Origin of the sequence: Thioalkalivibrio sp. ALE21, assembly GCF_003208255.1 — a bacterium.
GTDB lineage: Bacteria > Pseudomonadota > Gammaproteobacteria > Ectothiorhodospirales > Ectothiorhodospiraceae > Thioalkalivibrio > Thioalkalivibrio halophilus.
In genome coordinates, this window is record NZ_QKMA01000001.1 from 242,282 (window position 1) to 263,798 (window position 21,517).

Annotated in this window: 24 protein-coding genes, 2 tRNA genes and 1 riboswitch; of the genes, 19 read left to right on the forward strand and 7 right to left on the reverse strand. The window is 70.7% G+C overall.

Annotation, left to right across the window (positions count from 1 at the left end; genetic code table 11):
• Window positions 1-53 precede the first annotated feature (53 nt).
• Genes D893_RS01125 through cobJ form a run of 9 tightly spaced genes read left to right on the forward strand, consistent with a single transcriptional unit; the run spans window position 54 to window position 8,665 of the window.
• A complete protein-coding gene (locus tag D893_RS01125) occupies window positions 54-1,382 on the forward strand; it encodes a cobyrinate a,c-diamide synthase (RefSeq protein ID WP_110618959.1) in 1,329 nt (442 codons plus the stop codon).
• A complete protein-coding gene (cobA, locus tag D893_RS01130) occupies window positions 1,379-2,194 on the forward strand; it encodes a uroporphyrinogen-III C-methyltransferase (protein ID WP_018946965.1) in 816 nt (271 codons plus the stop codon). The genes D893_RS01125 and cobA overlap by 4 nt, the downstream gene beginning before the upstream one ends.
• Before the next feature lie 34 nt (window positions 2,195-2,228).
• Window positions 2,229-3,347 (forward strand): cobalt-precorrin-5B (C(1))-methyltransferase, encoded by a 1,119-nt coding sequence (locus D893_RS01135; RefSeq protein ID WP_110618960.1) that lies wholly within the window; start codon window positions 2,229-2,231, stop codon window positions 3,345-3,347.
• Entirely contained in the window at window positions 3,344-4,285 is a 942-nt protein-coding gene (locus D893_RS01140; protein ID WP_110618961.1) for an ABC transporter ATP-binding protein, read from the forward strand. The genes D893_RS01135 and D893_RS01140 overlap by 4 nt, the downstream gene beginning before the upstream one ends.
• Entirely contained in the window at window positions 4,282-5,067 is a 786-nt protein-coding gene (locus tag D893_RS01145) for an ABC transporter permease (RefSeq protein ID WP_077244977.1), read from the forward strand. The genes D893_RS01140 and D893_RS01145 overlap by 4 nt, the downstream gene beginning before the upstream one ends.
• Window positions 5,064-6,488 carry a precorrin-3B synthase gene (cobG, locus tag D893_RS01150; protein WP_110618962.1) on the forward strand — a complete coding sequence of 475 codons (1,425 nt, stop codon included), beginning with the start codon at window positions 5,064-5,066 and terminating at the stop codon, window positions 6,486-6,488. Before D893_RS01145 ends, cobG begins: the two co-directional genes overlap by 4 nt.
• Window positions 6,469-7,116, forward strand: coding sequence for a precorrin-8X methylmutase (locus D893_RS01155; protein WP_168409921.1), 648 nt, complete (start codon window positions 6,469-6,471; stop codon window positions 7,114-7,116). Before cobG ends, D893_RS01155 begins: the two co-directional genes overlap by 20 nt.
• On the forward strand, window positions 7,113-7,898 hold the full coding sequence (locus D893_RS01160; protein ID WP_110618963.1) for a precorrin-2 C(20)-methyltransferase: 786 nt from the start codon (window positions 7,113-7,115) through the stop codon (window positions 7,896-7,898). The genes D893_RS01155 and D893_RS01160 overlap by 4 nt, the downstream gene beginning before the upstream one ends.
• On the forward strand, window positions 7,895-8,665 hold the full coding sequence (gene cobJ / locus D893_RS01165; RefSeq protein ID WP_110618964.1) for a precorrin-3B C(17)-methyltransferase: 771 nt from the start codon (window positions 7,895-7,897) through the stop codon (window positions 8,663-8,665). Before D893_RS01160 ends, cobJ begins: the two co-directional genes overlap by 4 nt.
• On the opposite strand, the gene D893_RS01170 is transcribed toward cobJ, so the two are convergent.
• A complete protein-coding gene (locus D893_RS01170) occupies window positions 8,638-9,456 on the reverse strand; it encodes a cobalt-precorrin-6A reductase (RefSeq protein WP_110618965.1) in 819 nt (272 codons plus the stop codon). The two genes, cobJ and D893_RS01170, sit on opposite strands and share 28 nt — an antisense overlap.
• A 4-nt stretch (window positions 9,457-9,460) precedes the next feature.
• Here D893_RS01170 and cbiE point away from each other — a divergent pair, with 4 nt between their 5' ends.
• From cbiE to cobM, 3 genes are read left to right on the forward strand one after another with little or no spacing between them, the layout of a single operon-like run.
• Window positions 9,461-10,696, forward strand: coding sequence for a precorrin-6y C5,15-methyltransferase (decarboxylating) subunit CbiE (gene cbiE, locus D893_RS01175; protein WP_110618966.1), 1,236 nt, complete (start codon window positions 9,461-9,463; stop codon window positions 10,694-10,696).
• A gap of 29 nt (window positions 10,697-10,725) precedes the next feature.
• Complete coding sequence (locus tag D893_RS01180; RefSeq protein WP_110618967.1) at window positions 10,726-11,154, forward strand: cobalamin biosynthesis protein; 429 nt, start codon at window positions 10,726-10,728, stop codon at window positions 11,152-11,154.
• Entirely contained in the window at window positions 11,154-11,918 is a 765-nt protein-coding gene (gene cobM / locus D893_RS01185; RefSeq protein WP_110618968.1) for a precorrin-4 C(11)-methyltransferase, read from the forward strand. The genes D893_RS01180 and cobM overlap by 1 nt, the downstream gene beginning before the upstream one ends.
• A 199-nt stretch (window positions 11,919-12,117) precedes the next feature.
• On the opposite strand, the gene D893_RS01190 is transcribed toward cobM, so the two are convergent.
• Window positions 12,118-12,684 carry a cytochrome c gene (locus D893_RS01190; protein ID WP_024329035.1) on the reverse strand — a complete coding sequence of 189 codons (567 nt, stop codon included), beginning with the start codon at window positions 12,682-12,684 and terminating at the stop codon, window positions 12,118-12,120.
• 19 nt (window positions 12,685-12,703) lie between these two features.
• Window positions 12,704-13,819 carry a porin gene (locus D893_RS01195; protein WP_110618969.1) on the reverse strand — a complete coding sequence of 372 codons (1,116 nt, stop codon included), beginning with the start codon at window positions 13,817-13,819 and terminating at the stop codon, window positions 12,704-12,706.
• A 395-nt stretch (window positions 13,820-14,214) separates the two neighbouring features.
• Window positions 14,215-14,447: riboswitch (cobalamin riboswitch) on the reverse strand.
• 173 nt (window positions 14,448-14,620) lie between these two features.
• On the opposite strand from D893_RS01195, the gene D893_RS01205 reads away from it, so the two are divergent.
• A complete protein-coding gene (locus D893_RS01205) occupies window positions 14,621-15,622 on the forward strand; it encodes a cytochrome-c peroxidase (RefSeq protein ID WP_018946979.1) in 1,002 nt (333 codons plus the stop codon).
• Window positions 15,623-15,736: 114 nt separating this feature from the next.
• Here the strand turns inward: D893_RS01205 and D893_RS01210 are convergent, their stop codons facing one another.
• The gene (locus D893_RS01210; protein ID WP_018946980.1) at window positions 15,737-16,186 is read right to left on the reverse strand and encodes a DUF4399 domain-containing protein; all 450 of its coding nucleotides are present in this window, start codon (window positions 16,184-16,186) and stop codon (window positions 15,737-15,739) included.
• A gap of 131 nt (window positions 16,187-16,317) precedes the next feature.
• Here D893_RS01210 and gltX point away from each other — a divergent pair, with 131 nt between their 5' ends.
• The 4 genes from gltX to D893_RS01230 all read left to right on the forward strand — a co-directional run bounded on the left by gltX (window position 16,318) and on the right by D893_RS01230 (window position 18,195).
• Window positions 16,318-17,724 (forward strand): glutamate--tRNA ligase, encoded by a 1,407-nt coding sequence (gene gltX, locus D893_RS01215; RefSeq protein WP_110618970.1) that lies wholly within the window; start codon window positions 16,318-16,320, stop codon window positions 17,722-17,724.
• Window positions 17,725-17,767: 43 nt separating this feature from the next.
• Window positions 17,768-17,843: transfer RNA gene (locus D893_RS01220), tRNA-Ala, on the forward strand.
• Window positions 17,844-17,867: 24 nt separating this feature from the next.
• A complete protein-coding gene (locus D893_RS01225) occupies window positions 17,868-18,095 on the forward strand; it encodes a hypothetical protein (protein ID WP_024329038.1) in 228 nt (75 codons plus the stop codon).
• A gap of 24 nt (window positions 18,096-18,119) precedes the next feature.
• A tRNA-Glu gene (locus D893_RS01230) sits at window positions 18,120-18,195 on the forward strand.
• A 66-nt stretch (window positions 18,196-18,261) separates the two neighbouring features.
• On the opposite strand, the gene D893_RS01235 is transcribed toward D893_RS01230, so the two are convergent.
• Window positions 18,262-18,711 (reverse strand): bacteriohemerythrin, encoded by a 450-nt coding sequence (locus D893_RS01235; RefSeq protein WP_018946982.1) that lies wholly within the window; start codon window positions 18,709-18,711, stop codon window positions 18,262-18,264.
• Between the two features lie 408 nt (window positions 18,712-19,119).
• Between D893_RS01235 and D893_RS01240 the strand changes: the two genes are divergently transcribed.
• Both D893_RS01240 and D893_RS01245 read left to right on the forward strand, forming a co-directional pair.
• On the forward strand, window positions 19,120-19,740 hold the full coding sequence (locus tag D893_RS01240; protein ID WP_077243835.1) for a class I SAM-dependent methyltransferase: 621 nt from the start codon (window positions 19,120-19,122) through the stop codon (window positions 19,738-19,740).
• A 74-nt stretch (window positions 19,741-19,814) separates the two neighbouring features.
• Window positions 19,815-20,045, forward strand: coding sequence for a putative motility protein (locus tag D893_RS01245; RefSeq protein WP_077243836.1), 231 nt, complete (start codon window positions 19,815-19,817; stop codon window positions 20,043-20,045).
• A gap of 60 nt (window positions 20,046-20,105) precedes the next feature.
• Here the strand turns inward: D893_RS01245 and D893_RS01250 are convergent, their stop codons facing one another.
• Both D893_RS01250 and D893_RS01255 read right to left on the reverse strand, forming a co-directional pair.
• Window positions 20,106-20,717 carry a YceI family protein gene (locus D893_RS01250; protein WP_077243837.1) on the reverse strand — a complete coding sequence of 204 codons (612 nt, stop codon included), beginning with the start codon at window positions 20,715-20,717 and terminating at the stop codon, window positions 20,106-20,108.
• On the reverse strand, window positions 20,714-21,487 hold the full coding sequence (locus tag D893_RS01255) for a CDP-alcohol phosphatidyltransferase family protein (RefSeq protein ID WP_110618971.1): 774 nt from the start codon (window positions 21,485-21,487) through the stop codon (window positions 20,714-20,716). Before D893_RS01255 ends, D893_RS01250 begins: the two co-directional genes overlap by 4 nt.
• Window positions 21,488-21,517 lie beyond the last annotated feature (30 nt).

The following is a 21,517-nucleotide window of genomic DNA, read 5'->3' on the forward strand; positions in this document are numbered from 1 at the left end:
CCGGGCCGGCGTCGGATCCGGCAGGTGGCCGGCCTGCAGGTGGAGGTGTCGGCATGAATGCCCCGGTGAGCTGTCCGGCCGCGTTCGTGGCGGCGCCGGCCTCGGGGCAGGGCAAGACCACGGTCACCGCCGCGATCGCGCGTTACCACCGCAACCAGGGGCGCCGGGTGCGGGTGTTCAAGACCGGCCCGGATTTCCTCGACCCGATGATCCTGGAGCAGGCCTCCGGGTATCCGGTGGATCCGCTGCATCTGTGGATGGTGGGCGAGGCGGCCTGCCGGGCGAAGCTGCATGCCGCCGCACAGGATGCGGACCTGATCCTGGTCGAGGGCTCCATGGGCCTGTTCGACGGCGACCCTTCGGGTGCCGATCTGGCGGTGGCCTTCGGCCTGCCGGTGCTGGCGCTGGTGGATGCCGGCGGCATGGCCCAGACCTTCGGCGCCATCGTGCACGGGCTGGCGACCTGGCGCCCGGAGATGCCGCTGGCCGGGGTGATCGCCAACCGCACCGGCAGCCCGGGACACGGACGCATGCTGCGCGATGCCACCCCGGATGGCGTGCATTTCTTCGGCGCGATCCAGCGCAACGAGGCCCTGAGCGTGCCCGACCGCCACCTCGGGCTGGTGCAGGCCGGCGAGGTCGCGGACCTGGACGCCCGTCTGGAGGCCGCCGCGCAGGCGATCGCCGAGGCCGGGGTGACCGAGCTGCCGGCGCCGGTGGCGTTCGCCCCCGGTCCGGACGCGGGGGCGGAGCCCGACTCGCACTCCGGGACCGAACGGGCCACGCGGCTGGACGGGCTGCGCATCGGCATCGCCCGCGACGCGGCGTTCGCCTTCACCTATCCGGGCAACCTCGAGTTCCTGCGCGCACAGGGCGCGCGGCTGGAGTTCTTCTCCCCGGTGGCCGGCGATCGCCTGCCCGAGGTGGATGCGGTGTGGCTGCCCGGCGGCTATCCCGAGCTGCACCTGGAGGCACTGGCGGCCCACACCGGCCTGAAGGCGGACCTGGCCGCGCATCACGCGGCCGGCCGGCCGATCCTGGCCGAGTGCGGCGGCTTCCTCTATCTGCTGGAAGAGCTGGCGGACCGCGACGGCCATGCCGCGCCCATGGCCGGTCTGCTGCCGGGGCATGCGCGTCTGGAGGACAAGCTGCAGGGCCTCGGGCTGCAGGCCGCGCCGCTGCCGGAGGGCGAGCTGCGCGGCCACACCTTCCACCACACCCGGGCCGAGGTCGGGGTGGAACCCGTCGCGCACTGCACCCGTGCCCGCGGCGCCGGTTCCACCGGCGAGGCGGTCTACCGCGACGGCCGGCTGACCGCCACCTATCTGCACGCCTGGTTCCCCTCCAATCCGGAGGCGGCCGCGGCCCTGTTTGCGTCATGAGCCGGGCATTCGCGGACAGCACGCCGGCCGCCGGCCGCGTAGATCTGGTCGGCGCCGGGCCGGGTGATCCCGGGCTGCTGACGCTGGACGCGGCCGCGGCGCTGCGCGATGCCGAGGTGCTGCTGCACGACCGCCTGATCCCCGAGGCGATCCTCGCGATGGCCAACCCCGGCGCCGAACGCTGCTATGTGGGCAAGGCGCGCTCCAACCACAGCCTGCGCCAGGAGGAGCTGAACGCGCTGATGATCGAGCGCGCCCGCGAGGGGCGTTACGTGGTGCGACTGAAGGGCGGGGACCCGTATGTCTTCGGCCGTGGTGGCGAGGAGGCGGCGGCGCTGGCGGCGGCCGGCATCCCGGTGCGGGTCATCCCCGGCATCAGCGCGGCTGGTGGCTGCGCGGCGTTCGCCGGCATCCCGCTGACCCACCGCGATCATGCCCATCGCTGCCAGTTCGTGACCGCGCACCGGCGCAATGGCAGTACCGAGCTGGACTGGGAGGCGCTGGCCGCCCCGCGGCAGACGGTGGTGATCTACATGGGGCTGAACCCGCTGGCGGAGATCTGTGCCGGGCTGGTCGCCGCCGGCGCCCCGGCCACGCGGCCCGCCGCCATCGTCGAGCACGGGACCCGGCCGGGACAGCGCGTGGTCGCCGGCACCCTGGGGGACCTGCCCGGGCGCACCGCGGCGCTCGCGCTGGAGTCGCCCAGCCTGCTGATCGTGGGCGACGTGGTGGGCGAACGTGCCCGGCTGACCGGCGATGGTTCCGGGGCGCCCGCGATGGACCTCGGCGCGGTTGACGGGATCCATGGTTGAACCCGTACCCGAGCCGGGCGCGCAACCCGGAGCGATGCGCGCGGAGAGCCGTGACGGCACCGCACCGCTGCGCACCGGCCTGACCACCGGCACCAGCGCGACCGCGGCGGCCCTGGGGGCGGCGCGGCTGGCGCTGGGTGGCGGCGCGACCACGAGCGAGGAGGTGGTGCTGCCGCGTGGCCGGGTGGTCAGCCTGGCGCTGGCGGCGCTGGAGCGGGTTCCGGGCGGTGCCGAGGCGGCGGTCATCAAGGACGCCGGCGACGATCCCGATGCCACCCACGGCGCCCGGATCCGGGCGCGGGTGGAGCCGCGGCCGGACGCGGGGGTGACCTTCGTCGCCGGACCCGGGGTGGGCACGGTGACCCGCAGCGGTCTGGTGCTGGCGCCGGGGGAACCGGCGATCAACCCGGTGCCGCGGCGGATGATCACCGACCACCTCGAACGCCTGGCCCGCGAGCTGGGCCATGCGGGCGGGTTCCGGGTCACGCTCGGCGTGGATGGCGGCGAACGCATCGCCCGGCGCACCATGAATCCGCGCCTCGGCATCCTCGGCGGCATCTCCATCCTCGGCACAACCGGCATCGTGCGGCCCTTCTCCTGTTCCGCCTACATCGCCTCCATCCACCAGGCCATCGACGTGGCGCGGGCCAACGGCCTGCCGCAGGTCGCCTGCTGCACCGGCGGCACCAGCGAACGCGTCGCGCGCGAGCGCTACGGGCTGGACGAGATGGGGCTGGTGGAGATGGGCGATTTCTTCGGCGCGGCGCTCAAATACCTGCGGCGCCAGCCGCTGCCGCGCGTCGCGCTGGTGGCGGGCTTCGCCAAGCTGGGCAAGTTCGCCGCCGGACACCCGGATACCCACAGCCGCAGCAGCTCGATCGACCTGGATTTCATCGCCGCCACCGCCGCGGCCGCCGGGGCGGATGCCGCGCTGGCACGGCGGATCCGCGGGTGCAACACCAGCATCGAGGCCCTCGCCGCCTGTCAGGAGGCCGGCGTGGCACTGGGGGACCGCATCGCGGCGCTGGCCCTGGAGCAGGCGCGCAGTTATCAGCTGCCCGATACCACGCTGGAGGTGGTCGCGGTGGATCGCCAGGGCCGGGTGGTGGGGACGGCCGGTGACGGCGCAGATGCCCCGGAGGTGACGCCATGACCGCCCCGGCCATCGCCATCGACGACCTCGCCAAGCGCTATCGCGGTGGCCGGGTCGGCCTGGACGGGGTCAGCCTGCACGTCGAGCCGGGGGCGTTCTTCGGCCTGCTGGGGCCGAATGGCGCTGGCAAGACCACCCTGATCGGGCTGCTGACCTCGCTGCTGCGTCTGGAGGGTGGCACGGTGCGGATCTTCGGCCATGACGTCGCGCGCGAGCCGGTGGCGGCGCGGCGTCTGGTCGGTCTGGTGCCGCAGGAGGTCAATTTCAACAGCTTCGAGCCGGTGGGCGAGATCATCGAGACCCAGGGCGCCTACTACGGGCTGTCGCCGCGCCAGGCGCGCCGCCGCACCGACGAACTGTGCGAGCGCCTGGGGCTGGCCGACCGCCGCCGGCAGACCGCCTGGGGGCTGTCCGGGGGCTTCAAGCGGCGCCTGCTGCTGGCGCGCGCGCTGGTGCACCAGCCGCGCCTGCTGGTGCTGGACGAACCCACCGCCGGCGTCGACCTGGAGGCCCGCCACGACCTCTGGACCCTGCTGCAGGAACTGAACGCGGACGGCGTGACCATCCTGCTGACCACGCATTATCTGGAGGAGGCCGAGCGCCTGTGCCGCGAGCTGGCCATCATCGATGGCGGGCGCATCATTGCCCGCGGCGGCACCGGCGAGCTGCTGCGCGGGCTGCGCTTCCAGACCCTGGTGGTGGAACTGGCCGAGCCGCTGGCGCGGCCCGGGGAGCTCGCGCTGTCCGCCGGCACCCTGCGTCCGGTGGATGCGCACACCCTGGAGGTGGACGTGCCGCGCGGCACCGAGCTGAACCCGGTGTTCGCCGAACTGACCGCCGCCGGGGTGCGTATCGCCGGGCTGCGCGAGAAGGGCAACCGGCTGGAGACCCGCTTTCTCGAACTGCTGCGCGAGCGCGGCGGGGAGGGCGCGGCATGAGCCCGATGCACAACGCCGCCTTGTACTGGTACGCCTGGCGCGGGCTGGTGGTGAAGCAGGTGCGCCGCTTCCTGCGCGGCTGGGTGCAGAACCTGCTGCCGTCGCTGGTGACCGCGGTGCTGTTTCTCGCGGTGCTGGGGCATCTGGTGGGGCGCGAGATCGGCACCCTGGGCGGCGTGCCCTATGCCGACTTCATCCTGCCGGGCCTGGTGATGCTGGCGGTGGTCACCAACGCCTACGGCAACAGCAGCCTCGCGCTGTTCGGCGCGCGCCTGCAGCGCCACATCGAGGAGATCCTGGTGGCGCCGATGCCGGCGTGGCTGGTGGTGGCCGGGTTTGCCACCGCCGGGGTGCTGCGCGGGCTGCTGGCCGGGACGCTGGTGCTGGCGGTGGCACTGCCGTTCAGCGATCTGCAGCTGCACCACGCCGGGGCGGTGCTGGGGATCGCGCTGCTGACCGCGGTGCTGTTCTCGCTGGCGGGCCTGATCAACGGCCTGTACGCGCGCAGCTTCGACCACACCTCGGTGATCAGCACCTTCGTGCTGACCCCGCTGATCTATCTCGGCGGGCTGTTCTATCCGGTGGAGCGCCTGGCCGATCCCTGGCAGGGGATCGCGCAGCTGAACCCGCTCTACTACGTGATCGAGGGATTCCGCCACGGCCTGCTGGGGGTCAGCGCGGTCGCCTGGACCACGACCTTCGCGGTGCTGGCCGCCGCCTGTGTACTGGTCGCCGGCGGGGCCTGGTATCTGCTGGCCCACAGCCGGAGGCTGCGCTCATGAACCGTCCGGCGGCGCCGCAGCCGCCGCGGGTGCGCGGGGCCTGCCCCGGGGTGGCGGCGCCGATGGCCACCGGGGACGGCTATCTGCTGCGCCTGCGCCACCCGATCGGGGGGCTGGGGGCGGCCGCGGCGCGGGTGCTGGCGGACACCGCGCGGCGGCTGGGCAACGGCGAACTGGAACTGACCCTGCGCGGCAACCTGCAGCTGCGCGGCGTGGCGGCCGGCGACCTGGACGCGGCGCGCGCGGCCCTGGCCCCCACCGGACTGGTGGATGCCCAGGCGGAGCGCGAGGCCCGGCGCAACGTGCTGGCGGCGCCGGTGCCGGACCTCGATCCGGAGGCGGTGGACGTGCTGGCCCTGGCGCGCGCGGTGAGCGCCGCGATCGTCGACGCGCCCGCGCTGCGGGGTCTGCCGGCCAAGGTGGGCGTGGTGGTCGACGGAGGCGGGCGTGCCTCGCTGCGCGGGGTGCCGGCGGATCTGCGTCTGGATCCGCTCGCCGGCGCGGGGTCTCGTTTCCGCCTGGCGGCCGGAGGCACCGCGGCCACGGCGACCCCGCTCGGCGAGGTCTCGGCTCAGCATGCCCCGGCGGCGGTGGTGCGCACCCTGCGTGCGTTCCTCGCGCAGCGCGCCGCGCTGGATCCGCCGCCGGGGCGGCTGCGCGACGCGCTGGACATGCCCGGGAGCGAGGCGCTGCGCCTGCCGGGCGCGGAGGGGGAGACGCCGGGGGCGGTTGCCAACGCCGACACGCCGGTGCGCGCCGGGGACTGGCTCGGGGTGGCGGCCGGCGGGGCCTGGGTGGGGGCGGTCTTCCCGTTCGGCGTGATCGACGCCGACCGGCTGGAGAGTCTGGCCGCGTGGCTGGAGCCGCGCGGCGGCGGCCTGCGCCTGACGCCGTGGCGGGCGCTGCTGGTGACCGGCGTGGCCGCGGATGCCGCCCCGGAGCTGCAGCAACTGCTTTGGGAACTGGGTGCGGTGACCGAGCCGGCCGACCGGCGCCTGGCGGCGGATGCCTGTGTGGGGCAGCCGGGCTGCGCCTCGGCGCACATCGCCGCGCGCAGCGAGGCCGCCGCGCTGGTACAGCGCATGCCGACCCTGGCCGCGAGCGGGGTGCGGCTGCAGGTCTCCGCCTGCGACAAGCGCTGCGCGGCGCCGCCGCGGACGGATGGCGGGGTGCTGGAGTGGATCGCGCGGCCGGACGGACATGCCGTGGTGCTGCGCTCGCGGCCCGGTGCGGCCCTTGAATGGAGCGGGCTGGCCCCGGCCGAGGCGCGCGCCCGGATCGCGGCGCTGGAGCGGGCGTTCGCCCGTCAGCGCAATGCTGGAGAGGATTTGCAGACCATGCTGGAACGGATCGGGCCCGAGGCCTGGAATGCCGCGGTGGACGCGGCGCTGTGCGAGGAGGATGAACGTGACGGAGACTGAGGCCTGGCGCTACGAGCGCGACGGGAAGGCGATCTATGCGGAGTCGTTCGCGATCATCCGCGCCGAGGCGGACCTGGAGCGCTTCCCGGCGGATCTTGTGGCGGCGGTGGAACGCATGATCCACAGCTGCGGCATGCCCGACCTGGCGCAGGACATCCGCTTCTCGCCGGGTGCCGGCAGCGCGATCCGGCAGGCGCTGGAGGCCGGGGCCCCGGTGCTGTGCGACAGCGAGATGGTGGCCCACGGCATCACCCGCGCGCGCCTGCCGGCGGACAACCCGGTGCGCTGCACCCTGCGCGATGCGCGCGTGCCGGAGCTGGCGCGCGAACTGGACAACACCCGCAGCGCGGCGGCGATGGAGCTGTGGCGTCCCGAACTGGCCGGCGCCGTGGTGGCCATCGGCAATGCGCCCACCGCGCTGTTCCGCCTGCTGGAGATGCTGCGCGACGGCGCGCCGCGCCCGGCGGCGGTGATCGGCATCCCGGTGGGCTTCGTCGGCGCGGTGGAGAGCAAACAGGCGCTGGCGGACAACCCGTTCGGGCTGCAATACCTGACCGTGGCCGGGCGCCGCGGCGGCAGCGCGATCACTGCCGGGGCGGTCAACGGTCTGGGGAGGGAGCCGGCATGAGTGCGGCGGACACGAGCGGGCCCGGAACGGTCGAACCCGGAACGATCGAACCCGGGGTGCTCTGCGGGGTCGGCACCGGCCCCGGGGACCCCGAACTGATGACCTTCCGCGCCGCGCGGCGCATCGCCGAGGCGCCGGTGGTGGCGTATTTCTGCAAGCGCGGGACCACCGGGCAGGCGCGGCGCATCGCGGATGCGCACATCGGTCCCGGGCAGATCGAGGAGGCGCTGGAGTATCCGGTGACCAACGAGATCGCCCACCAGGAGGAGAGCTACCGCAGCCGCATCGAGGCGTTCTTCGACCAGTGCGCCGAACGCCTGGCGGCCCATCTGGAGGCCGGCCGTTCGGTCTGCGTGCTCAACGAGGGCGATCCGTATTTCTACGGTTCGTTCATGCACGTGCACCTGCGCCTGCGCGAGCGCTTTCGCAGCGAGGTGGTGCCCGGGGTGATCTCGCCGATCGCCGCGGCGGCGCAACTGCCGGCGCCGCTGGTGATGCGCGACGACACCCTGAGCGTCGTGCCGGGGACGCTGCCGGAGGCGGAACTGGAGGCGGCGCTCGCGCCCGCGCAGGCCGCGGTGATCATGAAGCTCGGCAAGCAGCTGCCGAAGATCCGCCGCGTGCTGGAGCGCCTGGGGCTGACCGCGCGCGCCTGGTACATCGAACGCGCGAGCTTCGACGAGGAACGCGTGCGGCCGCTGGCCGAGGCGCTCGAGGAGACGCCCGGGGAGGCGCCGTATTTCTCCCTGATCGTGATCCACGGCGAGGGGGTGCGGCGATGAGCGGGCGTCTGAGCGTGGTCGGGGTCGGCCCGGCCGGCCCCGAATGGATCACGCCGGAGGTGACCGCGCTGCTCGCGGATGCCACCGATCTGGTCGGCTACGGGCCGTACCTGGAGCGCGTGGCCGGGGCCCATCACCGCGTGCATGCCTCCGACAACCGCGAGGAACTGGCGCGCGCGGCGCATGCGCTGGACATGGCCGCCGAGGGGCGCGACGTGGCGGTGGTCTCCGGGGGGGATCCCGGGGTGTTCGCGATGGCCGCGGCGGTGTTCGAGGCCCTGGAGGGCGCGGAGCCGGGCCGCTGGGATGCGGTGGCGGTGGAGGTGCTGCCCGGGGTGTCGGCGATGCAGGCGGCCGCGGCGCGGCTGGGGGCGCCGCTGGGCAACGACTTCTGCGCGATCTCGCTGTCGGACAATCTCAAGCCGTGGTCGCTGATCCGGCGCCGGGTGCGGCTGGCGGCCGAGGCCGACTTCGCCATGGCCTTCTACAACCCGATCTCGCGCGCGCGACCGTGGCAGCTGGGCGCGGCACTGGACATCGTGCGCGAGGTCCAGGGCCCGGACACCCTGGTGGTGCTGGCCACCGCGGTGGGCCGCGGCGAGCGGGAGGAGCTGCGGGTTTCCACCCTCGGCGAGGTGGATCCGGCGGCGGCCAACATGAGCACGCTGGTGATCGTCGGCGCCGCCTCCACCCGGGTGCTGGAGCGCCGCTCCGGCCGGCGCCATGTGTACACCCCGCGCTATGTCGAGTCGGCGGAGTCGCGGTGAACGCGCGGGAGGCCTTCCAGCCACTCCAGGGCCGCCTGCGGGGCGTGGAAGCGGGGCACCCCGGGGGCGTCCGGCGGCCGGTCCACCATCACCACCGGGATGCCGCGTTCGCGCGCGGCCTGCAGCTTGGGGGCGGTGGCCGCGCCGCCGCTGTCCTTGGTGACCAGCACGTCGATGGCGTGGGTCTCCAGCAGCCGGTGCTCGTCGGCCAGGCTGAACGGGCCGCGGGCCCGCAGCCAGGTGACCCGGGGCAGCGCCGGCGGCGGTTCCGGCGGGTCGATGGTGCGGATCACGTAGTCCAGCTCGGGCGCGGCCGCGAAGGCCTCGAGGTGCTGGCGCCCGGTGGTGATGAGCACGCGCCGGCCGAGGCCGGGGAGCGCGCGGGCGGCGGCCTCCAGGTCGGACACGCGCAGCCAGTGATCCCCGGGGCCGGCCTGCCACGGCGGCCGGGTCAGCCGGGCCAGGGGTACGCCGGCGTGGCGCGTGGCGGCGACGGCATTGGCCGACATCTGCCGCGCGAACGGGTGGGTGGCGTCGACCACGGCGTCGATGGCGTGGTCGCGCAGCCAGGCGGCGAGGCCCTCGGCGCCGCCGAACCCGCCCGTGCGCCGCGGCAGTCGCGAGGGCGCCGGTTTGCGCGTGCGTCCGGCCAGCGACACGGTGGCGTGCAGCCGCGGGTGGCCGTCCAGCAGCGGTTCCAGCGCCGCGGCCTCGGTGGTGCCGCCCAGCAGCAGGATCTGCCGCGGGCGCGCTGCCCGGGGGGCGGTATCGGTGGATGAACGGGAGCTCATGAGGATGACCAGTCTAGCCACGAACGAGGAGCGAGCGCCATGGCTGAACATCGTCGGTGTGGGCGCGGAAGGGCTCGCCGGGCTGGCCCCGGATGCCCGCATGGCGCTGGACACGGCGGCGACGGTGATCGGCGGCGCCAGGCATCTGGAGATGCTGCCGGAGCGGCCGGGGCAGGAGCGCCTGGTGTGGCCGTCGCCGCTGGAGACCGCACTGGACTGGATCGAGGCGCGCGCCGGGCAGCCGCTGTGCGTGCTCGCCAGTGGCGACCCCTTCTGGTTCGGGGTGGGCGCGACCCTGTTGCGGCGTTTTCCGGTCGTGCAGACCTGCGTCTGGCCGGCGCCCTCGGCGTTCAGCCTGGCCGCCGCGCGCATGGGCTGGCCGCTGCAGCAGACCCGCTGCCTGTCGGTGCACGGCCGGCCGATGGAGGCGCTGCGGCCCTGGCTGCATGACGGCGCGCGACTGCTGGTCCTGAGCCGCGACGGGGATACCCCGGCGGAACTGGCGCACTGGCTGACCGGGCTCGGCTTCGGCGATTCCACCCTGACCGTATTGCAGTCGCTGGGCGCGGACCGCGAGGCGGTCGTCCGCGCGCGCGCCGGGGCCTGGCCGGAGGTCGCGATCGAGGCGCTGAACACGGTGGCGCTGGAATGCCGGGCCGGGCCGGCGGCGCAGGTGCTGGCCGCCAGCGCCGGCCGGCCGGAGGCGCAGTTCGAGCAGGACGGTCAGATCACCAAGCGCGAGGTGCGGGCGGTGGCGCTGGCCCTGCTGGCGCCCGGGCGCGGCGAGCAGCTGTGGGACGTGGGCGCGGGCTCCGGTGCCATCGGTATCGAGTGGATGCTGGCGGATCCGGCCAACACCGCCGTGGCCATCGAGCCGCGCGCGGAGCGTCTGGAACGCATCGCGCGCAACGCCAGCACGCTGGGGGTGCCGGCGCTGCGGCGCATCCACGGGCGGGCGCCGGAGGTGCTGGAAGACCTGCCGCCACCCGACGCGATCTTCATCGGCGGCGGGCTGACCACGCCGGGGCTGGTGGAGCACTGCATCGGCCAGCTGCGCCCGGGCGGGCGGCTGGTCGCCAGCAGCGTGACCGTGGAAGGGGACGCGGTGCTGGCGGCGGCGCACGAGCGCCACGGCGGCGAGCTCACGCGGATCAACGTCAGCCGCGCGGAGCCGCTGGGCGGCATGGCCGGCTGGCAGCCGCTGCGGCCGGTGACCCTGTGGTCACTGCGCCGGGGCTGAGGGAAACGCCGAGCGGGGCGCGTGTCCGGGTGACCCCCGGCGTCGGCTTCGCCTCGGCCTGCACGGCCGGCGAGCTGGAGGCACTGGTTCGCGAGGTGCTGGCCGAGGCGCACGCCGTGTTGCGGGCGGGGGGCGGCGAGGCGATCGCGATCCGGCAGCTGGCGGCCCCGGCGCACAAGGGCGACAGCCCGGTGCTGTGGACGGCCGCGCGCGACCTGGAGCTGGAACCGGTGTTTGCGTCGGCGGCCGCGCTGGCCGCGCGCGACGCTGCCCTGTCCACGGACTCGGCGCGCTCGCGTGCCGCCGCCGGGGTCGGTTCGGTGGCGGAGGCGGCGGCGCTGGCGGTGGCCGGCGACGGGGCGCGCCTGCTGCTGCGGCGGCGGCTCTCCGCGCGGGCGAGCTGCGCGGTCGCGGTGCGCACGGTGAACGAGACGGACGGGAATTTCGAGGAGGGGTGATGACGGTTCATTTTGTCGGAGCGGGGCCCGGTGCGGCCGATCTGCTGACCTTGCGCGGGAGGGATCGCATCGCGGCCTGCCCGGTGTGCCTGTATGCCGGTTCGCTGGTGCCGGAGGCGGTGCTGGAGCATGCCCCGGAGGGGGCGCGCGTGGTCAACACCGCGCCACTGACGCTGGACGCGATCATGGAGGAGATCGAACGCGCCCACGCGGCGGGCCACGACGTGGCGCGCCTGCACTCCGGCGACCTGTCGGTCTACAGCGCGCTGGGCGAGCAGATCCGCCGGCTGGAGGCGGCCGGGATCGAGTACAGCATCACGCCCGGCGTGCCGGCATTCTCCGCCGCCGCGGCGACCCTGGGGCGGGAACTGACGGTGCCGGAGGTGGCGCAGTCGGTGGTGCTGACGCGCACGCCGGGACGGGCGTCCTCCATGCCGGAGCGCGAACGGCTGGCAAGTTTTGCCGCCACCGGGGCGACCCTCGCGATCCACCTGTCGCTGCACAATATCGAGAGCGTGGTCGAGGACCTGCGGCCGCACTATGGCTGCGACTGCCCGGTGGCAATCGTGTTTCGCGCCAGCTGGCCGGACGAGACCGTGGTGCGCGGTTCGCTGGGGAATATCGCGGAACGGGCGCAGGCCCTGACCACACGGCGCTCGGCGCTGATCCTGGTGGGCCCGGCGCTGGACCCGGGCGATTTCCGCGACAGTGCGCTGTACGACCCGGCGCATGTGCGCCGTTACCGCGGCATGGACGGGGACTGAGCGGCTCGTCCCCGGTCTTCCGCAGGCAGGAATGACTCCGGTGGGTGTTGTGGGGCACGGGGCTTTTCGCCTGCAAGCAGGTCCTACAAGTTCGCGACGATGTAGGAGCCTGCTTGCAGGCGAAGGTGGGGCTCCTGGTCAGGATAACGGAAAGGGGACCGCCGGGCGGCGGCCCCGGTTTCGGCGTTTTCCGCGTGGTTCAGCGGCGGCGGTAGTGGTCGTGGCAGGCGAGGCACTGGTGGCGTACGCCGTTCAGCGCCTCGGTGGCGCGTAGCTGAAAGGCCTTGTCCTCCAGGTCGTCGGCCGCCTCCACCTTGCTCTGCAGCCGCTCGGCGGCCTCGCGGTAGGACGCCTTGTAGTCCGCGAACTCCGGGTCCTCCCAGGCCGCGGGCAGGGCGCCGGGTTCGCCGGCCTGCGCCGGGGTCTCGCGCGCGAACCAGGTGTCGACGTCCGCGGCCCGCTGCGCCATCTCTTCGGCCAGCTCGGGCAGGCGCTCGGCGAACGGCGCGTCGTAGCGCAGGATCTGCTCGATGCTGCGGTAGGTGGCCGAGGTCCCCTGCATGCTCTGCTGACGGAAGCGCTGGAAGGCCTCGGTGGCGTCCACACCGGCCGGGTCGTCCAGGGTCTCCGCGTAGTCTTCGCCCCAGGGGCCCGGCATCGGCACGCTGATCTCGTCTTCCGCGCCGGCGGTACCGGTCGCTGCGAGCAGCAGGACCAGCGACAGGCCGGCCGTCAGCGGCCGGCGCGTGGATGGCATCCGTTTCATGGCGATTTTCCCTGTTTGTTCAGAAGCGGAACTGGTGCTGCAGGTGCAGCTGCCAGTTCGAGGTGTCGGTGTCGCGGTCCAGCCACATGAGCTGGGTCTTCTGCCGCTGCCCCCGGTGGTACCAGTTGAGGCCGGCGCCCCATTCGCACTGCCAGCGCTCGTCCCCGTCCAGATCGTCGCCGGCGTCGTGGCGCAGTACCGCGTGGCGGGCGGCGAGCTCGAGGCCCTCCAGCGGCAGCGACTGCGCCAGTTCCAGCTCGGCTCCCAGGTCGTGGTAGCTCGCGGTGCGGTCGGGGGAAACATCGCGGCGGTAGGCCGCCAGCGACAGCGAGGTATGGCCGAACTTGACCACCGCGTCGGCGGTGGCGGTGACCCAGTCGGCGCGCTGACGGTCGACCGTGTCTTCCTGCCCGCGGCTCCAGTCGCGCAGGTGGTTGCGGCTGGCGGCCTGCAGGCCGGCGCCCAGGGCCACGGTGCGCTCCACGGCCCGGCCCACCGTGGTGTTGTCGCGCGGGACCGACCCCACCGGGGCCCAGGCGCCGCGGGCGCTGAACAGGTGTCCGGAGGTGGAGGGCCGGTCGTCGCGCTGATCGAGACGGCCGCGGCCATCGAATATCCCGACCGCCCAGGCGCGGTCGTCGCCCGCGCCGCCCAGCAGGGCGAGGCCGGTGTCGCGTCCGGCCGGAATCTCGAACTGGTTGCCGGCGATGCTCAGTTCGGTAAACAGGCGGTTGGGACCGCCGATGTCCCGCGCCAGACCGAAGGGCACGGTGAACTGGCCCGCCCGCAGGCCCAGGTGTTCGCCCGGGCTGTATTCCAGCCAGATGTCACGCATGGACACCTCGCCGTTGCTGAAATCCGGCTGCAGGCGAAAGCTCAGTTCGGGGTGAAACAGGGTGCCCGAGGTGTCCAGCCAGGCGCGCCGGAAATCGAATTCGCTGCTGGAGTTGTCCGGATCATGTTCGTAGCTGTAGCGGCCCAGGATCAGCGGGTCCAGGGTGACCTGCAGGTCGTCCTCCGCGTCGCCGAATTCGAAACCGGCCTGCGCCGGCGCGATGCCCGTGGCCGTCACCAGGCACAGGGTAGCCAGGGCCGGCACGGCAGGCCGCCCCGGTCGGAGATGGATAGCTTTCATTGTTGTGATGCTCCCTTGGGGAGACACTGATTGCATCGCACGCCCGCGTTGGTACCTCCTGTTTTCCGAGACAAGGCGCGTCGTGCAGCGGGTAGTGGTTCTACCCGCAAGCGGCGCAACGCAGGACCGGGGAACATGAGGCACCAACCCCGAAGGGGCTCGGCCGCTTTTGCGCGCGCACGGCGTTGCGGCTCCCTTGTGCAGAATGACTGCACGGCGGTCACCGCGCCTTGTTCGCACGCAAAAGCGACTCGAGCGCGGGCGTGCGATGCAATCAGTGTCTCCCCGGGCGCGCGACCCCGCACGCCGTGGATGAAACGACGCCGGCAGTCGGGCAAGGGAGCAGGGGGAAGGGGGCGGACACGCCGGCCCCGTCCCGCTCGGCCGCCCGCCGCGGCGTCGGGTTTCCTCCAGGCCGGTCTCCGGACTCGCGAAGGGGGTGCAGGGCATCCCGGGCGGATCGCCTTCCCGCGGGCATCCCGTGGATGCGCCGCAGTGGCACTGGATCCGCCTGTCTCCGCCTACCGTTGCGGGGGCAGTGCCGGCATTGCGAACGTTCATTCACGCACCGGCTTCCCGATTATCCCCGGCGTTACAACGCCGGGGCACCTGAAGGCGAGCGGACTCTAACCGGGGGGAGGCGTCGCTGCAAATCGCCGACAGGTTGATCCGTGTCAACTTTAAGCGGGATTACGCTGCCAGGGGCCCTTCTACAGCAAACACTTCTTTTAGACTGAGTCCACGCATTCTCTTCCGCGCCCCGGCAGGGGATGTGTCCGCCAAAATAAAAAGGAGTGCACCATGCAGAACAACCGCATCTTCCGTGGCCTGCTGCTGTCGGCCTGTACTGCGGTGGCCCTGGGGCTGTCCGCCCCCGCGTTCGCCGGTGACTACGACGAATACCGTGACATGTTCGAGCCGCTGCCGGCCCTGCCGCCGATCCCGGCCGACAATTCCCTGACCGACGAGAAAGTGGAGCTGGGCAAGTTCCTGTTCTTCGAGCCGCGGATCTCCAGCTCGGGCGTGATCTCCTGCGCCACCTGCCACAACCCGGCGCTGGGCTGGGGCGACCGCATCCCGCGCGCGGTCGGCCACGACGGCCAGGTCGGCGAGCGCAACAGTCCGACGGTGCTGAACTCCGGCTTCTTCGAGGCCCAGTTCTGGGACGGCCGCGAAGATGACCTGGAAGGCCAGGCCCTGGGTCCGATCCAGGACGCCGTGGAAATGGCGATGCCGCTGGAAGAGGCGATCGCGCGCCTGGAGGAGTTCCCCGAGTACATCGAGATGTTCGACGCGGCGTACCCGGACTATGACGGCGACAACGTCGTGAACACCGATCACGTGGCCAAGGCCCTGGCTTCGTTCCAGCGCACCCTGAATACGCCGAACTCCGATCTGGACCGCTGGCTGGTGGGTGACGAGGATGCGATGACCGAGCAGCAGAAGCGCGGCATGGCCCTGTTCGCGGACAACGGCTGCGTGGCCTGTCATCGCGGCCCGGCGCTGACCGACTCGAATTTCCACCGGATCCAGGTGCCCGGCTCCGAGGACAAGGGGCGCTATCTGGTGACCGGGGAGGAACGCGACAAGTACGCCTTCAAGACCCCGACGTTGCGCAACGTGGCCCTGACCTACCCCTACATGAACAATGGCGAGACGGAAACGCTCAAGGAAGCCATTGAGATCATGGGTCAGGAGATGCTGGACACCGACTTCACGGAAGACGAGCTGGAAGACATCGAGGCGTTCATGCATGCCCTGACCGGCGAGATGCCTGATATCACCATCCCGGCCCTGCCGTGATGCACGGGGGGGTCGCGCAGCGCCTGAGCGTTGATGCGAATCCCTGCATCGAAGCCCCCTCCATGCGTGGAGGGGGCTTTTTTGTGCGTTATGGAGCCCGTGTGGCCGTAACGGTTATTCGACGGTGATGGTGATCTCTTCGGAGACCAGTGGGGGATCGAAGCTGATATGGCGGTAGTCCATGAACAGGAGCTGCAGGGTGTGAGTCCCGGGCTCCAGTTCGATTTCCCCTTCGGTCTGGCCACCTCCGAAGTGGTGCTTGTGATCGGTGAATGGCAGGGAGGCGTCGAGATCAACCTCGTCCAGTGGTTTGTTCACGAGCAGGTGATGATGACCGGTGTCGTCGGCCTCCACACCAGCCGGAGCGATGCCCATGCCACGCAGGCCCATCTGGACGTGTACCGGGCCTTCCACGGTGTCACCGTCCTGCGGGCTGATGAAATAGACCTCGGCATCCTCCGGGGCGGCGATACGTTCGAGGTCGGCAAGGGCCCCGGAGGCCAGGGCCAGTCCGCCGGCCAGGAGGGCCAGGCTGGATACTCGGGGAAACGGGAAGCTTCTCATGGCAGTTCCTTGGATCCGCATTCGGGTCTGCTGGGGGTTCCATTCGAGTGTAGTCCATGAAAGGCGTATGGGGTCGGGTCGTTCTGCTACCCTAGGCGGCCCTTTTGACTACCGGAAGCGAGTGTTCGCGCATGGCCTTTCGTACCCGTTTTGCCCCCAGCCCGACCGGTTATCTGCACATCGGCGGTGCCCGCACCGCGCTGTTCTCCTGGCTGTACGCCCGTCACCACGGTGGCGAATTCGTGCTGCGCATCGAGGACACCGATCTCGAACGCAGCAGCGCGGAATCGGTGAATGCGATCCTCGAGGGCATGAACTGGCTGGGGCTGACCTATGACCACGGCCCGTTCTACCAGACCGAGCATTTCGACCGGTACCGCGAGGTGATCGACCAGCTGCTGGCCTCCGGCCACGCCTATCGCTGCTATTGCACGAAGGAAGAGCTGGACGTGATGCGCGAGGAGCAGAAGGCGCGCAAGGAAAAGCCTCGCTACGATGGCCGCTGCCGTGCGCGTACCGAACCGCGCGAGGGCGTGGATCCGGTGATCCGTTTCCGCACCCCGGACGAGGGCGCGACCGTCGTTGATGACATGGTGCGCGGCAAGGTGGCGTTCCAGAACAGCGAACTGGATGACCTGATCATTGCCCGCTCCGATGGTTCGCCGACTTACAACCTCACGGTGCTGGTGGACGACATGGACATGGGCATCAGCCATGTGGTGCGTGGCGACGACCATCTCAACAACACCCCGCGCCAGATCAATATCCTCAAGGCCCTGGGTGTGGAGCCGCCGCGCTACGGCCACCTGCCGATGATCATGGGCCCGGACGGCGCCAAGCTGTCCAAGCGCCACGGGGCGGTGTCGGTGATGCAGTTCCGCGAGGAGGGCTACCTGCCCGAGGCGCTGCTGAACTATCTGGTGCGTCTGGGCTGGGCCCACGGGGACCAGGAGATCTTTTCGCTGGACGAGCTGGTGCGGCTGTTCGATATCGAGGACGTCAATCAGTCGGCCTCGGCCATCAACCCCGACAAGCTGCTGTGGCTGAATCAGCACTACATCAAGAGCCTTGACCCCGACCATGTGGCGCTGGAGCTGGGCTGGCACCTGGGCCAGCTGGGCGTGGACCCCGCCGAGGGGCCGGAACTGCGGCAGGTGGTGCTGGCGCAGCGGGAGCGGGCGCGTACGCTGCGCGAGATGGCCGAGAACAGCGTGTATTTCTATCGCGACTTTGAGGAATACGATCCGAAGGCCGAACGCAAGCAGTTGACGCCGGAGGCCCGCGAGGTACTGCAAACCCTGCACGACGGCTTCAGTGCCCTGGGTGCCTGGGAGAAAGAAACGCTGCACGAAGTGGTGCAGCATACGGCCGAACGCCTCGACCTCAAGCTCGGGAAGGTTGCTCAGCCATTGCGTGTGGCGCTGACGGGCGGTACTGTATCGCCACCGATCGACGACACGCTGGTGCTGATCGGGCGCGAGCGCTCGCTGGAACGGATCGAGCGGGCCATCGCGAAGATTTCCGCGCAAGCGGGTTGACAGAAAAAAGGGGTGTGGCTACATTACGCACCTCGCCGGTTACGGGGCCATAGCTCAGCTGGGAGAGCGCCTGCATGGCATGCAGGAGGTCGGCGGTTCGATCCCGCCTGGCTCCACCATTACGGCGAATGGCAGGATCAGCGATGCATCGTTTTGGAATGATCTCCATCTACGTTGGGCTGGTTTTGTCGATTGTGGGATTGTTCGGCGGTTTCGGGTTGATGTTTGCCGGTGAGCAGACATGGTCCAAGCCACTGGTCGCAATGGTCCCGCTGGGGTTCCTGCTGGTTTTCAACGGTGTGGTGACAACCATCCTGCATCGTCCGAAAGGCAGCCGCGGAAGTGAAAGGCCGCAAGGACCTCCTGACTAGTTTGCAACATGACGTTGCCTCTGCGTCCCCATCGTCTAGAGGCCTAGGACACTGCCCTTTCACGGCAGCGACCGGGGTTCGAATCCCCGTGGGGACGCCATATTCCGGAGGCCCGGATCCAGTACCGCTGGATCCGGGCCTTTTTCGTTCTGGTCCGGAATCGGAATCAGCCGCCGAAGATCTTTTTCTTCCAGCGCGACAGCCAGCTCCCTTCCAGGATCGGTCGGACATAGGGGACATAGTCGAGGTCATCGCGCTTGATGTGGTTCATCAGCCACAGGCCCAGATCCGAGCGGATCTTGCGTGCCACGCCGAACGTGTCGTGCCCCTGCTCCAGTTCCCCGCGCAGCTTCTCGATGCGTGCGGCAAAGGCCTCGTGCACCTTGCGGTGGGCATCCAGGGCCGGGTAACCGGCCTTCTCCATCAGGCCCTCTTCGAACACCAGGTGGGACGAGGTGTAGTCGAGCAGTCCGTCCACCACCTCGCGCACTTCCTGTTCGTTCTCGGTGGCGATCGCATGTTCGGTCTGCTGCAGGTATTCGAAGATCCGCTTGTGCTGTTCGTCGATCACATCCAGGCCGAGTTCCAGATTGGAGCTCCAGTTGAGGCTGGTCATGGGGAACACCCTTTCCGATAGTGGAGATATAACCCTCTACCATGTAACAGAATGAGCCGGGTTGCGCATCGCAGAGGGGATCCAGACCGCTTCTTTGTTGATCCGTGTCAATTGAAGGGGCGGCGGATGGGAAGGGCGAAAAAAAGAAGCCCGGCCGGAAGCCGGGCTCAAAGTACTGAAACAACCGTGTGACGGAGGGAGTCGGTTGTCTCGGTGTACCGGTCGGGGACCGGGTCAACACCATGCAGTGGCCACATCGTGACCGGGGTTACGGAAACACCCGTGGAGGGTTTTTCGTCACCACTCGTTAGCTGTGACGGGATAACCGGAGAGAGGTTCCGGTTGCGGGTGCGACATGCGATACAGTTCACGGTTTCTCTGGCGGTGAATCAATACGGAACGACGGACATGCGCGGACTGGAACAGATCCCCTGGCTTTACGATGGCTTCATGGTGCTGGCCGATGCGCTGGGCCTGCGTCGCTGGCGGATGCGCCTGGTATCCGGGGCCCGGGGACGGATCCTGGAGGTCGGTTGCGGAACCGGGCGCAATCTGCCGCTGTATCCGCAGGGGGCGGAAGTCATCGGCGTGGAGCCGGACTTCCTCGCGTTGCGGAGTGCGCGACGCCGCGCCCCCGGGGTGCCGCTGGTGGTGGCCCGCGCCGAGGCCCTGCCGTTCGTCGAGGGGCAGTTCGATGCGGTGGTATCCGGGCTGGTGTTCTGTTCGGTGCAGGATCCGCCGGCTGCTCTGGGCGAGGTGCGCCGGGTCCTGCGGGCAGACGGGGAACTGCGGATGCTGGAGCACGTGCGGCATACACGGCCGATGCTCGCCCGCATGCAGGACCGGGTGCAGCCGGCCTGGACCTGCGTGGCGGGGGGCTGTCATCCCAACCGGGATACCGAGGCGAGCGTGGAGGCGGCAGGGTTTGCCATCGATCCGCAGGATCGGGTCGCGCGGGGCGTGATGCGGCGGTTCACGGCGCGCCCGGTGGCAGAGGCAAAGATGGCCGGAGACGAGGCTCAAGGATGACCGGGACCTGCCGTTAGCGCCGGTGCGGGCGGTTTGTGTATTCGGAAGTGCCCGCCAATGCGAAGGAGGTGCCCATGGATGTCAATGCAGCGGTTTCTCAATCCGTGCAGCTGCAGCAGGCAAACCTGATGCAGCAGAAGGATATCGCGGTGATGAATCGTGCCATGGAGGCCGAAGAGGCTGCGGTGACGCAGTTGATCGAAGGCATGCCCGAAACTTTGGGGAATGCCGGTGTGCAGGCGACGGCCGGCGCGGCAGAGGCGTTGCCCGACAACGTCGGTACGCTGGTCAACACCACGGCCTGAAGGCAGTCTCGGAGACTCGGCTCGGGTCTCCGAATTTTCCCGGGCGGTTGCTGCGGGCAGCTACTGCCGCTGCGCTTCGAATTCGATGATCAGTTCCACCGTGTCCCCCACGATGTCCCGGATCAGACCGTAGTCCATGCCGAAGTCGCTGCGCTGGAATTCGCCCCGCATCGAGGCGCCCAGCACGTAGGGGCGGGAGAAGATGCCGCCCAGCGGAAACGGGTAGCGTCCGACCTTGTTGATGGTTACGTCCAGGGTGATCGGCCGGGTTTCGCCCAGCAGTTCCAGATCACCGGTCAGCTGCCCGCTGTCCTCCCCGGTGGGTTCGTAGTCCGTGGCGATGAAGCGCATCTCCGGATGGTTTTCCACGTCGAGGAAGTCATCGCTGCGCAGATGATCGTCGCGTTCCTCGTGGTTGGAGAACACGCTGTCGGTCTGTACCACGAAGTACCCTTCTCCCAGCTCGCCCGTGTCCGGATCGAACATGAAGGCCCCCTCGGCCTCGAGGAACATGCCGAGCACCCGGGCGTATCCGGCATGATCCACCAGAAACCCGACCGCGAAGTGCTCGGTGTCGATCTCCCATTCGTCCATCGCCAGGCTGGCGCCGGGCAACATCCACGCCAGGGTCAACAGGGCCGTGGCGGCCAGGGTGGGGAATCGATGGCTCATGGTGTCTCCTCCGGGGCCTGTGGGCGTGAACCGGACTTCTTCCGATACAGATAGACGATATCCACGGCAAATGAAACCGTCAGCGCGGCGAGGGCGAAGCCCGCGGCGGCGATGGCAACTGACGTCGAAACCGCCGGGGCGAGGGCGACCAGCAGGGCCGGGGTTTGCAGCACGCATACCGCCTGGCGCCGCCGGCTGGGCGGCAGCTCCGCGCGCAGCCAGGGCAGTGCGCGCCCGGCCAGCACGAACAGATAGCGCATGGCCCCGATCGCCAGCACCCAGGGGCCAGCGGGTCCGGGCTGCCACGCAAGCACGGACAGCGCGAGGATGAGTGCTGCGTCCAGTTCCATGTCGAAGCGCGCACCGAATGCCGACGCGGTGCCGCTGCGCCGAGCCACGGCCCCGTCGAGCCCATCCAGTAACAGCACCAGCAGGGCGAGGACGACGACCCAGGCCAGTCCGGCATCGGGCAGGGGGAGCGCGGGCATCGGTGCGAGGAGCGCCAGGCCCCCGACCGGGGCCGCGAGGGCCGCGCGCATCAGGGTTACGCGGTTGCCGGGGCCGGGGACCGCGGGCAGACCGCCGGCGTGCCTGGCACCGGTCACCAGCAGCCCCCACAGCAGCGCCCAGAGCAGGGCGGTTGCGGGCAGCAGAGCGGGGGCGACCGGGGTCAGGGCCGTAATGAGCGTCGCAACGCCCAGCGCCAGCAGTCCGCCGAGAACCAGATCGGTGGCGCGGAGCGGCCTGTGCAGGGCGGTGGGGGCGGGCATGGACGGGCTTTCCTCGGCTACACTGCAGGC

Excerpts from the sequence above, each read along its gene's own strand:
- D893_RS01125 (WP_110618959.1), top strand. The coding sequence starts at position 54 with ATGAATGCCCCGGTGAGCTGTCCGGCCGCGTTCGTGGCGGCGCCGGCC.
- cobA (WP_018946965.1), top strand. The coding sequence starts at position 1,379 with ATGAGCCGGGCATTCGCGGACAGCACGCCGGCCGCCGGCCGCGTAGAT.
- D893_RS01135 (WP_110618960.1), top strand. The coding sequence starts at position 2,229 with ATGCGCGCGGAGAGCCGTGACGGCACCGCACCGCTGCGCACCGGCCTG.
- D893_RS01140 (WP_110618961.1), top strand. The coding sequence starts at position 3,344 with ATGACCGCCCCGGCCATCGCCATCGACGACCTCGCCAAGCGCTATCGC.
- D893_RS01145 (WP_077244977.1), top strand. The coding sequence starts at position 4,282 with ATGAGCCCGATGCACAACGCCGCCTTGTACTGGTACGCCTGGCGCGGG.
- cobG (WP_110618962.1), top strand. The coding sequence starts at position 5,064 with ATGAACCGTCCGGCGGCGCCGCAGCCGCCGCGGGTGCGCGGGGCCTGC.
- D893_RS01155 (WP_168409921.1), top strand. The coding sequence starts at position 6,469 with ATGAACGTGACGGAGACTGAGGCCTGGCGCTACGAGCGCGACGGGAAG.
- D893_RS01160 (WP_110618963.1), top strand. The coding sequence starts at position 7,113 with ATGAGTGCGGCGGACACGAGCGGGCCCGGAACGGTCGAACCCGGAACG.
- cobJ (WP_110618964.1), top strand. The coding sequence starts at position 7,895 with ATGAGCGGGCGTCTGAGCGTGGTCGGGGTCGGCCCGGCCGGCCCCGAA.
- D893_RS01170 (WP_110618965.1), bottom strand. The coding sequence starts at position 9,456 with ATGAGCTCCCGTTCATCCACCGATACCGCCCCCCGGGCAGCGCGCCCG.
- cbiE (WP_110618966.1), top strand. The coding sequence starts at position 9,461 with ATGACCAGTCTAGCCACGAACGAGGAGCGAGCGCCATGGCTGAACATC.
- cobM (WP_110618968.1), top strand. The coding sequence starts at position 11,154 with ATGACGGTTCATTTTGTCGGAGCGGGGCCCGGTGCGGCCGATCTGCTG.
- D893_RS01190 (WP_024329035.1), bottom strand. The coding sequence starts at position 12,684 with ATGAAACGGATGCCATCCACGCGCCGGCCGCTGACGGCCGGCCTGTCG.
- D893_RS01195 (WP_110618969.1), bottom strand. The coding sequence starts at position 13,819 with ATGAAAGCTATCCATCTCCGACCGGGGCGGCCTGCCGTGCCGGCCCTG.
- D893_RS01205 (WP_018946979.1), top strand. The coding sequence starts at position 14,621 with ATGCAGAACAACCGCATCTTCCGTGGCCTGCTGCTGTCGGCCTGTACT.
- D893_RS01210 (WP_018946980.1), bottom strand. The coding sequence starts at position 16,186 with ATGAGAAGCTTCCCGTTTCCCCGAGTATCCAGCCTGGCCCTCCTGGCC.
- gltX (WP_110618970.1), top strand. The coding sequence starts at position 16,318 with ATGGCCTTTCGTACCCGTTTTGCCCCCAGCCCGACCGGTTATCTGCAC.
- D893_RS01225 (WP_024329038.1), top strand. The coding sequence starts at position 17,868 with ATGCATCGTTTTGGAATGATCTCCATCTACGTTGGGCTGGTTTTGTCG.
- D893_RS01235 (WP_018946982.1), bottom strand. The coding sequence starts at position 18,711 with ATGACCAGCCTCAACTGGAGCTCCAATCTGGAACTCGGCCTGGATGTG.
- D893_RS01240 (WP_077243835.1), top strand. The coding sequence starts at position 19,120 with ATGCGCGGACTGGAACAGATCCCCTGGCTTTACGATGGCTTCATGGTG.
- D893_RS01245 (WP_077243836.1), top strand. The coding sequence starts at position 19,815 with ATGGATGTCAATGCAGCGGTTTCTCAATCCGTGCAGCTGCAGCAGGCA.
- D893_RS01250 (WP_077243837.1), bottom strand. The coding sequence starts at position 20,717 with ATGAGCCATCGATTCCCCACCCTGGCCGCCACGGCCCTGTTGACCCTG.
- D893_RS01255 (WP_110618971.1), bottom strand. The coding sequence starts at position 21,487 with ATGCCCGCCCCCACCGCCCTGCACAGGCCGCTCCGCGCCACCGATCTG.